Origin of the sequence: Lysinibacillus irui (genome assembly GCF_028877475.1) — a bacterium.
GTDB classification, from domain to species: domain Bacteria; phylum Bacillota; class Bacilli; order Bacillales_A; family Planococcaceae; genus Lysinibacillus; species Lysinibacillus irui.
In genome coordinates, this window is record NZ_CP113527.1 from 494,595 (window position 1) to 507,958 (window position 13,364).

Annotated in this window: 12 protein-coding genes; 11 read left to right on the plus strand and 1 reads right to left on the minus strand. The window is 39.6% G+C overall.

All coding sequences use genetic code 11. The features are described from left to right. The first annotated feature begins 57 nt into the window (after positions 1-57). From OU989_RS02410 to OU989_RS02455, 10 genes are all read left to right on the plus strand, one after another. Complete coding sequence (locus tag OU989_RS02410; protein WP_274795521.1) at positions 58-1,263, plus strand: acetyl-CoA C-acetyltransferase; 1,206 nt, start codon at positions 58-60, stop codon at positions 1,261-1,263. Beyond that, positions 1,263-2,114 (plus strand): 3-hydroxybutyryl-CoA dehydrogenase, encoded by an 852-nt coding sequence (locus OU989_RS02415; protein WP_274795522.1) that lies wholly within the window; start codon positions 1,263-1,265, stop codon positions 2,112-2,114. Before OU989_RS02410 ends, OU989_RS02415 begins: the two co-directional genes overlap by 1 nt. A gap of 56 nt (positions 2,115-2,170) precedes the next feature. Then, positions 2,171-3,307 (plus strand): acyl-CoA dehydrogenase, encoded by a 1,137-nt coding sequence (locus tag OU989_RS02420; RefSeq protein ID WP_274795523.1) that lies wholly within the window; start codon positions 2,171-2,173, stop codon positions 3,305-3,307. Between the two features lie 199 nt (positions 3,308-3,506). Then, the gene (locus OU989_RS02425) at positions 3,507-3,803 is read left to right on the plus strand and encodes a hypothetical protein (RefSeq protein ID WP_274795524.1); all 297 of its coding nucleotides are present in this window, start codon (positions 3,507-3,509) and stop codon (positions 3,801-3,803) included. A gap of 52 nt (positions 3,804-3,855) precedes the next feature. Continuing rightward, a complete protein-coding gene (locus OU989_RS02430) occupies positions 3,856-4,992 on the plus strand; it encodes an acyl-CoA dehydrogenase (protein WP_274795525.1) in 1,137 nt (378 codons plus the stop codon). A 3-nt stretch (positions 4,993-4,995) separates the two neighbouring features. Further along, complete coding sequence (locus OU989_RS02435) at positions 4,996-5,628, plus strand: TetR/AcrR family transcriptional regulator (protein ID WP_274795526.1); 633 nt, start codon at positions 4,996-4,998, stop codon at positions 5,626-5,628. A gap of 93 nt (positions 5,629-5,721) precedes the next feature. Continuing rightward, positions 5,722-8,970: a fused isobutyryl-CoA mutase/GTPase IcmF gene (gene icmF, locus OU989_RS02440; protein WP_274795527.1), complete on the plus strand. Its 3,249-nt coding sequence runs from the start codon at positions 5,722-5,724 to the stop codon at positions 8,968-8,970. Between the two features lie 142 nt (positions 8,971-9,112). Beyond that, positions 9,113-9,271 carry a hypothetical protein gene (locus OU989_RS02445; RefSeq protein WP_274795528.1) on the plus strand — a complete coding sequence of 53 codons (159 nt, stop codon included), beginning with the start codon at positions 9,113-9,115 and terminating at the stop codon, positions 9,269-9,271. 153 nt (positions 9,272-9,424) lie between these two features. Beyond that, a complete protein-coding gene (gene rpoE / locus OU989_RS02450) occupies positions 9,425-9,964 on the plus strand; it encodes a DNA-directed RNA polymerase subunit delta (protein WP_274795529.1) in 540 nt (179 codons plus the stop codon). A gap of 440 nt (positions 9,965-10,404) precedes the next feature. Then, on the plus strand, positions 10,405-11,997 hold the full coding sequence (locus OU989_RS02455) for a CTP synthase (RefSeq protein WP_274795530.1): 1,593 nt from the start codon (positions 10,405-10,407) through the stop codon (positions 11,995-11,997). A 51-nt stretch (positions 11,998-12,048) separates the two neighbouring features. Here OU989_RS02455 and OU989_RS02460 read toward each other — a convergent pair whose 3' ends face one another. Then, positions 12,049-12,579 (minus strand): DUF2529 family protein, encoded by a 531-nt coding sequence (locus OU989_RS02460; RefSeq protein WP_274795531.1) that lies wholly within the window; start codon positions 12,577-12,579, stop codon positions 12,049-12,051. A gap of 155 nt (positions 12,580-12,734) precedes the next feature. Between OU989_RS02460 and OU989_RS02465 the strand changes: the two genes are divergently transcribed. Then, the gene (locus OU989_RS02465; RefSeq protein WP_274795532.1) at positions 12,735-13,094 is read left to right on the plus strand and encodes a response regulator; all 360 of its coding nucleotides are present in this window, start codon (positions 12,735-12,737) and stop codon (positions 13,092-13,094) included. Positions 13,095-13,364 lie beyond the last annotated feature (270 nt).

A 13,364-nucleotide genomic window follows, 5' to 3' on the forward strand; every position in this document is an offset into this window, starting at 1 on the left:
AGTCAATAAAATGCTTCACTACTTCATCGAGTACGTAAAACAAAAGGGGTGTTTTACTTGAATAGAACTGTAATTTTAGCAGGAGCAAGAACAGCATTTGGTAAATTTGGTGGTTCATTATCGCCATTACATGCAAGTGATTTAGGGGCAATTGCAATAAAAGGTGCATTAGAGAAAGCAAATATTGCATCAGAAGAAGTCAATGAAGTGATTTTAGGCTCTGTATTACAAGGGGGACAGGGGCAAATTCCTTCTCGACAGGCAGCAATAAAAGCCAATTTACCAATAGAGGTAAAAACAGAAACAATTAATAAAGTTTGTGCGTCGGGGATGCGGGCTGTAACATTAGCCGATCAATTGATTCGATTAGGGGACGAAGAAGTGATTGTTGCTGGTGGAATGGAGTCTATGTCCAATGCTCCGTACTATCTATTAAATGGTCGAAATGGTTTAAGAATGGGAGATTCCACAATGGTGGATGGCATGCTATATGATGGTCTAACTTGTGCTTTCGATAAAGCAAGACCACATATGGGGAGCTATGGCAATGCGACGGCTCAAGAGTTTTCACTAAGCCGTGAGGAGCAGGATGCTTGGTCAGTACGCAGTCATGAACGTGCTCTTGCAGCAATTGACAAAGGATATTTTGCAGAAGAAATCGTACCGGTAGAGATTCCTCAACGCAAAGGCGAGCCGCTTATTGTCGATACAGACGAAGCACCAAGAGCAGGTACATCCTTGGAGGTACTAGCGAAGCTGAAACCAGCCTTTGATAAGGATGGCACAATTACAGCAGGTAACGCACCTGGCGTTAATGATGGTGCATGTGCCCTTGTTGTTATGAGTGAGGAACGAGCAGCACGTGAAGGCAGAGAGCCCTTGGCAGTAATTATTGGGCACGAAGAGCTAGCAATAGAGCCTGAAAATTTCCCGCAAACTCCTGGTCTTGTTATTAATAAATTGCTGAAAAAGACTAATAAATCATTAGCTGATATTGATTTGATTGAAATTAATGAAGCCTTTGCAGCAGTTGCTTTAGTTAGCAAGCAATTAGCTGATTTAGATGCAGAAAAGGTCAATGTAAATGGCGGTGCAGTTGCTTTAGGTCATCCGATTGGGGCGTCTGGAGCACGTATTATTTTAACGCTTGCACATGAATTAAAGCGCCGTGGTGGGGGTATTGGCATTGCAGCAATTTGTTCAGGCGGTGGTCAAGGAGATGCAATTATGATAGAAGTACCGAAAACAGGGGGACTGAACTAATGGGAATTCAAAAGGTAATGGTCATTGGTGCAGGGCAAATGGGCTCTGGCATTGCACAGGTTTGTGCACAAGCAGGCTATGAAGTGAAATTAAACGATATCAAACAAGAATTCTTCGAGCGTGGGATTGGGGTTATTACAAAAAATCTTTCACGTGATATAGAAAAGGGTCGTAAAACGGAGGATGAGAAGGCGGCTATTCTAGGTCGAATTACTATGTCACTAGATTTACAGGATGCTAGTGATGTAGACATTATCATTGAGGCAGCTGTAGAAAATATGGACATTAAGCAATCCATTTTTAAGCAACTTGATGAAATTGCACCTACACATGCTATTTTAGCTACGAATACATCTTCACTGCCAATTACAGAGATTGCAGCGGTAACAAATCGTCCGGAACAAGTAATTGGGATGCACTTTATGAATCCGGTACCTGTTATGAAGCTTGTAGAAATCATTAGGGGATTAGCAACAGCGGATGAAGTGTACAAAGCTGTTGAAGAGATGACGATTAAGTTATCAAAAACACCAGTGGAAGTAAATGACTTCCCAGGTTTTATTTCAAATAGAATCTTGCTTCCGATGATTAATGAAGCAATTTATGCACTTTATGAAGGCGTAGCTACAAAGGAAGCAATTGACGATGTTATGAAGCTTGGTATGAATCATCCAATGGGACCATTAACATTAGCAGACTTCATTGGCTTAGATACTTGCCTATACATCATGGAGATTTTACATGAGGGTCTAGGAGATAGTAAATATCGTCCTTGTCCACTGCTTCGCAAATACGTAGCAGCAGGCTGGCTAGGGAAAAAATCAGGAAGAGGCTTTTACGTATATGAATAATCCTATGGGGATGGGGTTATAGATGCAACGGACAACTTAGAGGGGTGACATTATAGATGCATTTGCAATTTACAGATGAGCAAATTATGATGCGCGATATGGTTCGTAATTTCGCTCAAGAAAAAATTCAACCATGGGTAGAGCGAATGGAGGCAGGGGAATTCCCCCGAGAGATTCTTCAACAAATGGGTGAACTAGGATTAATGGGGATTACAACACCAGAAGACTTAGGTGGATCTGGTATGGATTTTACATCGTATATTATTGCGATCAATGAACTATCGAAAGTAAGCGCTGTAATGGGGGTTATTTTATCGGTGCATACATCGGTAGGTACAAATCCTATCATTTACTTCGGGAATGAAGAACAAAAGAAACGTTATGTACCTAAGCTTGCAGCAGGGGAATATTTAGGGGCGTTTTGTTTAACAGAGCCGAGTGCAGGTTCGGATGCTGGTTCATTACAATCAAAGGCAGTAAAAGATGGCGATGAATACGTCATAAATGGCTCAAAAGTATTTATTACAAATGGTGGTGAGGCTGATGTGTATATTGTCTTCGCATCGACTAACCCTACTGATAAAACACGAGGTATTTCGGCCTTTATTGTCGAAAAAGGAACACCTGGCTTAATTATTGGAAAAGATGAACAGAAAATGGGCTTACACGGCTCACGTACTGTTCAATTAACATTTGATAATTGTCGTATTCCAGCCGACAACCTACTTGGGGAAGAGGGGGAAGGCTTCAAGATTGCGATGGCCAATTTAGATGTTGGACGCATTGGTATTGCAGCACAGGCATTAGGTATTGCTGAAGCAGCACTAGAAGCGGCTACTGCTTATGCAAAGGAACGTGTACAATTTGGTAAACCAATTGCTACACAACAAGGGGTTGGCTTTAAGCTAGCTGATATGGCAACAGCGGTTGAATCAGCAAAACTATTAGTCTATCGCGCAGCAGATTTACGTGCAAAAGGTTTACCTTGTGGAGCGGAAGCCTCAATGGCTAAACTCTTTGCATCACGAACAGCTGTACAAACTGCAATCGAAGCTGTTCAAGTATTTGGCGGCTATGGCTATACAGAAGATTATCCAGTAGAACGCTACTTCCGCGATGCAAAGGTCACAGAAATCTATGAAGGCACAAGTGAGATTCAAAGATTAGTCATTAGTAAACATTTACTGAAATAAAGCCTGATGTTAGGTTATGTTGATGAATTAATGGAGGAGAAAGTCGCTCTGTATAATGGGGAAATCGATCAAATAAGTGTGGACACCGTTCAGAAGAGAGAGAACTCCGCTTAAAGAAGGGATAGAACCCTTTTATGGGAGAAATGCACTCAAAGGAAGTGGAGACCGGCTCTAAAGTTTGAGAAACCCGCTCTAAAGTGTGAGGAATCCGCTCAAAGGAAGTGGAGACCCGCTCCAAAGTGTGAGAAACCCGCTCAAAGGAAGTGGAGACCCGCTCCAAAGTGTGAGAAATCCGCTCAAAGGAAGTGGCAACCCGCTCCAAAGTGTGAGAAATCCGCTCAAAGAGTGTGGCAACCCGCTCCAAAGTGTGAGAAATCCGCTCAAAGGAAGTGGAGACCGGCTCCAAAGTGTGAGAAACCCGCTCAAAGAGTGTGGAGACCGGCTCCAAATTGTGAGAAATCCGCTCAAAGCGATCGAAATCCTTCAGCCGACATAACAGCATACAGGTAGCTACAGAACAGAGTCTAATTAAAAAGGGGAAATGGACAATGAACTTTCAGTTAACAGAAGAGCATGAACAATTACGTGAAATGATTCGTGATTTTGCGATAAATGAAGTGGCGCCAACAGCGGCAGAACGTGATGAGAATGAAGAATTCGACCGTGCTATTTTCGATAAGATGGCAGAGCTTGGGTTAACGGGTATTCCGTGGCCTGAGGAATATGGTGGCGCAGGATTTGATTACCTTGCGTATGTCATTGCTGTCGAGGAATTATCACGTGTTTGTGCTTCAACAGGGGTAACGTTATCGGCACATACGTCATTGGCAGGCTGGCCACTTTACAAGTTCGGTACAGAAGAACAAAAACAAAAATATCTTCGTCCAATGGCTGAAGGAAAACATATTGGAGCTTACGGCTTAACAGAACCAGGATCAGGTTCAGATGCAGGCGGCATGAAAACATATGCAAAACGTGATGGCGATGATTATATTTTAAATGGCTCAAAAATCTTTATTACAAACGGTGGAGTGGCGGATACATATATTGTATTTGCTGTTACTGATCCAGAGGCAAAACATGGTACATCAGCATTTATCGTAGAAGCTGGATTCGAAGGTTTTTCTGTAGGTAAGAAAGAGAAGAAATTAGGGATTCGTTCATCTCCAACAACAGAAATTATTTTTGAAAACTGTCGTGTGCCAAAAGAAAATCTACTAGGTGCTGAAGGGGAAGGCTTTAAAATTGCTATGACGACACTAGACGGTGGACGTAATGGTATTGCGGCTCAAGCTGTAGGAATTGCGCAAGGAGCACTTGATGCAGCAGTTGACTACGCAAAAGAACGTGTACAATTTGGTAAACCAATCACTGCCAATCAAGGTGTATCCTTTAAATTAGCAGATATGGCTACTCAAATTGAGGCTTCTCGACTTCTTACATACCAAGCGGCTTGGTTAGAGTCTAATAACCTACCGTATGGGAAGGCATCTGCAATGGCGAAATTGATGGCTGGTGATACAGCAATGAGTGTAACGACAGAGGCGGTTCAAGTATTTGGTGGCTATGGTTATACAAAAGATTATCCGGTAGAGCGCTTTATGCGTGATGCCAAAATTACACAAATTTACGAGGGTACGCAGGAGATTCAACGTCTAGTAATCTCGCGTATGTTAACGAAATAATCGATGACTGAAAAAGATAAAAGGCCCCAAGTACAGTCAACCGTAAAAGATGAAAATTTAATCGCCATTCGTCGTGAACAAATGATTCAGGGAGCTATTAAGTTATTTAAAGAAAAAGGCTTTCACCGTGCTACGACGAGAGAAATTGCAAAAGCTGCTGGCTTTAGTATCGGTACGTTGTATGAGTACATTCGAACTAAAGAAGACGTTCTTTATCTTGTATGTGATAGTATTTATCACCATGCGATGGAGCGACTTTCGAGTTACGAGATTAAAGCGGGAACTATCGATGAGTTAAAAGAAATGATTCGAGAATATTTCCTGCAAATTGATAGCATGGTTGATGAGCTAACAATCATGTATCAAGAAACCAAATCATTATCAAAAGAAGCACAACGCTATGTATTTAGTAAAGAATTTGAAATGGTTGCTACATTTGAGCGATTGCTACAGCGTTGTGTACAGTCTGGAGAATTAACAATGACAGACAAGCAAATCCATTTAGCAGCCAATAACTTAGTTGTATCAGGACAAAGTTGGGCGTTCCGCAAATGGGCATTACATCGTCAGCATTCAATTGAAGAGTTTATTGATATGCAAATTACATTGTTTATTTCAGGCATAAAGGGGTTCTAATATTTCGTAAGGGGTTTGTCGGTAATTGCATACAGCGACATTGCAATTGCCGGCTTTTTTCAATTCATTAAGGGGAGAGAGTGAGGATTTCATATGACAAAGGTAGAAGTATATCGTCCAAAAAATCATGTACGTTTTGTGACAGCATCGAGTCTTTTTGATGGACATGATGCTTCAGTCAATATTATGCGACGCATTTTACAATCGAGCGGTGTGGAAGTAATCCATTTAGGTCATAACCGCTCGGTTGAAGAAGTCGTGAATGCTGCGATACAAGAAGATGCACAAGGTATTGCTGTTTCTTCTTATCAAGGCGGACATATGGAATACTTTAAATATATGTATGATTTACTGCGTGAAAAAGGAGCACCTCATATTAAAATTTATGGCGGTGGTGGAGGGGTAATTTTACCTCGGGAAATAAAAGAGCTTCATGCATATGGCATTGCAGGAATTTTCTCACCAGAGGATGGCCGTGTATTAGGGCTACAAGGAATGATCAATGAGCAAATTAAAGGAACAGACTTTCCTACTGCAACAGGTAACTATTTAGAGAAATTAGAGGCATTAACAACAGATACGCCAGAAATTTTAGCAAATTTAATAACAGCAGCTGAGTCAAATGATGATGAAGCTACGAAAGAAATGTTGGATGAGGCACGAAAGCGTTCTAAAGGTACACCTGTAATGGGGATTACAGGAACAGGTGGAGCAGGGAAATCTTCTTTAACAGATGAACTAATTCGCCGATTCTTAAAGGAATTCCCAGATAAACGTGTAGCCATTCTGTCCGTTGATCCAACAAAGCAAAAAACGGGTGGGGCATTACTTGGGGATCGAATTCGTATGAATGCTATCTTCAATAACCGTGTTTACATGCGTAGTTTAGCAACTCGTGGCTCACGTACGGAATTATCAGCATCGATTGGTGATGTTCTAGATGTTGTACGAGTAGCAGGCTATGATTTAATCATCGTAGAAACAAGTGGTATTGGTCAAGGTGATGCTGAAATTACAAAATACACGGATCTATCTATGTATGTGATGACAAGTGAATTTGGTGCACCAACACAGCTTGAGAAAATCGATATGATTGATTTTGCAGATGTTATTGCTATTAATAAATTTGAGCGAAAAGGCTCAGAGGATGCATTACGCCAAGTTCAAAAACAATATCAACGTTCAAGAGAGCTTTGGGAAGAATCACTTGATGCTATGCCAGTATACGGTACGATTGCTAGTCAATTTAATGATAAAGGGACCAATGCATTATTCGCAGCCTTAGTAAATATTATTAATGAGAAAACAGGCTACAATTGGGAAACGAGCTATGAGCAATTTGCTAAGACACAAAAGCAAGATGTTATCATTCCAAATGACCGTCGTTATTATTTACGGGAAATTACGGATACAGTTCGTGGCTATCATAAAAAATCAGAACAGCAGGTGGCATTTGCCCGACGTCTGTTCCAATTAGAAGGGGCCATGGCAGCAGTTAAGGAAAAGGCGCCAGATGATGCTCTTGTCGCATCGCTTGCTTCTTTAGCAGAAGGTGTTAGGGACGAATTAACAGCAGAATCCAAGCGTATATTGGATAATTGGCAAGCTTTAAAAGAAGCCTATGCTGGCGATGAGTTTGTGACAAAAGTTCGTGATAAAGAAATTCGCACAATCTTAAAAACAACCAGTCTTTCTGGTACGAAAATTCCAAAAGTAGTATTGCCAAAGTTTGAGGACTACGGTGAAATATTGCGTTGGGTTTATAAAGAAAATGTGCCTGGAGAATTCCCATATACAGCAGGAGTTTTCCAATTCAAACGTGAAGGTGAAGATCCAAAGCGTCAATTTGCTGGTGAAGGCACGCCAGAGCGAACAAATAAACGCTTCCACTATTTATCGAAGGATGATGATGCAAAGCGTTTATCTACAGCATTTGATTCTGTTACATTGTATGGGGAGGACCCAGATTACCGACCAGATATTTATGGTAAGGTCGGCGAATCAGGTGTATCAATCTGTACACTAGAAGATATGAAAAAGCTTTATGCAGGCTTTGATTTATGTGCTCCTTCTACATCTGTTTCCATGACAATTAATGGTCCAGCACCTATTATTTTAGCCATGTTCATGAATACAGCAATTGATCAACAAGTACAATTGCGTGAGAAAGAGTTAGGACGTACTTTGACAGTTGAAGAGTTTACGGAGACACGTGAGAAAACATTGCAGGTTGTGCGTGGAACAGTGCAGGCTGATATTTTAAAAGAAGATCAAGGGCAAAATACATGTATTTTCTCAACTGAATTTGCTTTACGTATGATGGGTGATATTCAGCAGTACTTCATTGATCATAAAGTGCGTAACTACTATTCAGTTTCTATTTCCGGCTACCATATTGCAGAGGCTGGAGCAAATCCTATTTCTCAATTAGCCTTTACCTTAGCAAATGGCTTTACGTATGTAGAGTATTATTTAAGTCGAGGCATGAATATTAATGACTTTGCACCAAACCTATCGTTCTTCTTCTCAAATGGATTAGATCCTGAGTATACAGTTATTGGACGTGTTGCTCGCCGTATTTGGGCAATTGTTATGCGTGATAAATATAGTGCGAATGAGCGTGCTCAAAAGCTGAAATATCATATTCAAACATCTGGTCGTAGTCTACACGCACAGGAGATTGATTTTAATGATATTCGTACAACACTACAGGCATTAATGGCTTTACAAGATAATTGTAACTCATTGCATACTAACGCCTATGATGAGGCTATTACTACGCCTACTGAGGAATCAGTGCGCCGTGCGATGGCTATACAAATGATTATTACGAAGGAACATGGTTTAGCGAAAAATGAAAATCCGCTACAAGGTGCGTTTATTGTAGAAGAGTTGACAGATCTTGTAGAAGAAGCGGTCCTTGAAGAATTTGATCGTATCAATGATCGTGGTGGGGTGCTAGGTGCGATGGAGACGCAGTACCAACGAGGTAAAATTCAAGAGGAGTCCATGTACTACGAAATGCTAAAGCACTCTGGTGAGTTACCGATTATCGGTGTCAATACTTACTTAAATCCAAATCCACCTTCAGATGCAGATATAGATAATATGGAAATTGCCCGTGCCTCAACTGAAGAAAAGGAAACACAAATTCACAATTTACAAGCATTCTGGAAGGCGCATGAAGGGGAAAGTGAAGCAGCTATTGCACGTTTACAAGAAGTTGCTGTCAATAACGGCAATATTTTTGCTGAGCTGATGGAAACAGTAAAAGTAGCTAGTTTAGGACAAATTACGAAAGCCTTATATGAAGTAGGTGGACAATATCGTCGTAACATGTAATGGTAGTTCAAAACTTCATCATTTCTAATAGTTTTATTTAATTTTTGTAACTCAAGCATTTAGTGTCTAGTCTTTAGATTAGGCACTTCTTTTTATTTTCGTTATAATAGAAATGTAAAAAAAAGGGGAGGCGCGGTAGAGGATGAAAGCAGTAATTCACTACATAATTATATTAGCTTTAGTATTGGGAGCCTTTTTCCTGTATAATAAGCAAATTGGCGCTATTCCTTTACTACTATTATCTGTCTATTTGTTTTATCTTGGAATAAAAAAAATGCGTAATATAAAAAACAGTAATTGAAGCTAGCAAAGGGGCTAAAACTTTGTATATAATGGGTATTATGCTTATTGTATGGAAAGTACCTTTTGCGTGGCCTTTTTTGCTGCGCTTGGAAAATAAAGCACCATGTAATTTTAATACGTCCATTGTGATGAGGGAAAGGAAGTGCACGAATTGAATTTTCGTGAAATGACAAAGGAACAATTAACAGAAGAATCGTTAATTAACTTAGCTTATGCAGTTTTAAATGAAAAACGTGCCTCAGTGTCTTTTAATGATTTGCTAAAAATAATTCAAGAACTTGTAGGCTATAGTGATGAAGAAATGAAATCCCGTCTACTACAATTTTACACAGATATCAATATAGATGGCCGTTTCTTATATAATCAAGAAACAGGTTGGGGCTTACGTGAATGGTTTAAAGTTGAGCAAATTGAAGAAGAAACAGCACCTTCAGTTAAGACTCAAAAGAAAAAATCTAAAGCTGCGTTTGATGAGGATGAGGACCTTGATGATGTAGATCTAGATGAAGAGGATATTGATTTTGACGAAGACTTCGAAGAGTTCGTTGATGAAGAAGAACTTGATGAAGAAGAAGAGGATAAAGAAGATATCGATTTTGATGATGATGAATTAGAAGACATTGATGAAGAGATCGATGAAGACTTTATTGATGAAGAAGAAGAGTTTGAGGAAGAAGAGGAAGAGATCTAATACAGTACTCTTAGAATTTTCTTTCTTTTAAGCTCAATGTAAAAAATCTTGACTTCTACCACGGTTCCGTTTAATCTTTTACTTGGGCTCCTTAAAAGAAGGAGAAAGACCGTGTATATAATACGCTCCCCCTGCAAACCTATGCAGGAGGAGCGTTTTTTTGTTTTTAACTTTTATTCAGTTTAGTTCTCCCATGCTTTTAATACAGCTATGAATATAAATGTTTTTATTTATTCATGATGTAAGTAAACGGTACTGAATAGTTGTTAGAGTTTTAAGGTTTAAAGGAAAGTGAAAAGAGATAGAACCGATTACAGCTTCGAATCGACTACGTTTTGTAGACATTCTCGGCTTTTCTTTTTTTAGGGTATTAGAATGTAAGTTGTTTTGAACCCTAAATGATTTAGTGATTTAAGTACATCATAAGGAGGAATTTATTCATGACGAAGTATATTTTTGTAACAGGTGGGGTTGTATCATCTCTTGGAAAAGGGATTGTTGCAGCATCTCTAGGTCGTTTATTAAAAAATCGCGGTTTAGAAGTTACGATTCAAAAATTTGACCCATATATCAATATAGACCCAGGTACAATGAGCCCTTATCAACATGGTGAAGTATTTGTAACGGATGATGGTGCTGAGGCTGACTTAGACTTAGGACACTATGAACGTTTCATTGATATTAACCTAGGAAAACATTCTACAGTAACTTCAGGTCGCGTTTATCAATCTGTTTTACAGAAAGAACGTCGTGGAGATTATAACGGTGGAACAGTTCAAGTAATTCCTCATATTACAAATGAAATCAAAGACCGTATCCAACGCGCTGGTCGTGAAACAAATGCAGACGTTGTTATTACAGAGGTTGGAGGAACAGTAGGTGATATTGAATCATTACCATTCCTTGAAGCAATCCGCCAAATGAAAACAAATTTAGGGCATAACAATGTAATGTATATTCACTGTACACTTATTCCTTATATTAAAGCAGCTGGTGAGCTTAAAACAAAACCTACACAACATTCTGTAAAAGAATTGCGCTCTTTAGGAATCCAGCCAAACATTATTGTTGTACGTACAGAACAAGAAGTACCACAAGATATGAAAGAGAAATTAGCATTATTCTGTGATGTTCAACCACATGAAATTATTGAATCTCGCGATGCTGAGCATTTATATGAAGTACCATTAAACCTTCACGCACAAGATATAGATGATATCGTTCTTGATCATTTTGGTATTGAAGCTCCAGAGGCAGATATGGAAGAATGGCGCGAACTTGTAGAAAAGGTGAAGAACTTACCAAATAAAAGAAAGGTAGCATTAGTAGGGAAATATGTAGAACTACAAGATGCTTACATTTCAGTAGTTGAGGCATTAAAGCATGCAGGTTATGTATATAATTCTGATATTGAAATTGACTGGATTAATGCAGAACACGTAGATGCAGATAATGTTGCTTCACTTTTAAAAGGTGCAGACGCAATTTTAGTACCAGGTGGCTTCGGTGATCGTGGTGTGGAAGGCAAAATTTTAGCGACACAATATGCACGTGAAAATGATGTACCTTTCTTAGGTATTTGTTTAGGTATGCAATTGGCCACAGTAGAATTTGCTCGTAATGTCCTTGGCCTAAAAGGTGCACATTCTACAGAGCTTGATGCCAATACAGAGTATCCAATTATCGATTTCTTACCTGATCAAAACGATAGTGTTGATATCGGTGGTACATTACGTTTAGGATTATATCCATGTAAATTAAAAGATGGCTCTAAAGCAAGCACAGCTTACGGCAAAGAGCTTGTTTATGAGCGTCACCGTCATCGCTATGAATTTAATAATGAATACCGTGAAGCAATGGAAGCAGCTGGTCTTGTCTTCTCAGGTACAAGCCCTGATGGCAAATTGGTTGAAATTATTGAGCTACCAGAAAACAATTTCTTTGTAGCATGTCAATTCCACCCAGAGCTAGTTTCACGTCCAAATCGTCCACAACCATTGTTCCGTGATTTTATCGGTGCAACATTTAAATAAATTAAAAAGAGTTGTCTCGTTTATTGAGACAACTCTTTTATTTTGAATAGCTTACAGTTCTTCCTCGTCAAAGCCGAGCATTTCGTCATAAGCAATTTTTACTGCCTCGTATACAAAAAGGCCAGCCATTGCATGAGGAACAACAATTCGTTGTCCTAAATCATTTGGTAACAACCCGCCTTTGACACGTGTAGAGATATACGTATAGGCCAAATCTGCAAGAGGATTTTCTGCATCGGCTAGTTCACTAGCTACAGCAGCAAAAGGAATAAAACGTTTATTTAATTCTTGGGCTAAAGCGAGTGCCTCCGGATCTTGTGCACTACGTGTAAAAATACAAACGCGGTCGGCTTCTGTTAAGCTTGTATCCGAAGTCCATGGAGCTAGCTTGTTAAATGGTTCGACTGCTTGGAGTGCATTGAACTCTACAACTTGCATTTCACCAAAGCAGATGAAATATACGTGACCCTCACCAATGGCTGCTTGTGCAAGTAGCCTTGCTGTCTCCTCGATGGCATCCTCTTCATTTTGGGTTATTCTTTGTAATAATCCACTTAATTGTGTTGTTAGTATTTTTGACATGTTTCCACCTCTATCAATATTATAGAGGTGGAAAAGATAGAAAGCAAAAGCAGATAATTTATAATACTAGAAGGTATTAAGCTGAAAAAGGAGAATTATACATAATAACGAAAGTATTTGTGTAAGACTAAAAATAAAAAAGGGCGGAATGCGATGTGAAACGATTACTTATTGTCGATGATCAGCAGGGGATTCGTTTACTTTTAAATGAAGTGCTGAAAAAGGAAGGTTATATTACATATTTAGCGGCTAATGGTTCAGAGGCATTAAAGTATGCAGATGAGCAAAAAATGGATTGTGTTTTATTGGATATGAAAATCCCTGGTATGGACGGTATTGAAATTTTGAAGCGTTTAAAAGAAAAGTTTCCAAAGCTCCCTGTCTTTATGATGACAGCCTATGGCGAGTTAGATGTGGTAAAAGAAGCTTTAGAATTAGGAGCTATTCGTTACTTTACAAAACCATTTGATATTTTTGAAGTACGTGATGAGGTAAATAAAGCTTTACAGGTGTAAAAAGCAGGCAGTGGACACACGGCCTGTTTTTTTCTGTCAGTTGCGTTGCGTTGCACTCCGCTTTCGTGTAGAAAATAATAGCCCCTGCTTTTCAGGGGCTTGGCCTCCGTTTCGTTTCACTGCACTGCGGCTGACACTGTCGCTACGTTGCACTCCGCTTTCGTGTAGAAAATAATAGCCCTTGCTTTTCAGGGGCTGGCCTCCGTTTCGTTTCACTGCACTGCGGCTGACACTGTCGCTACGTTGCACTCCGCTTTCGTGTAGAAAATA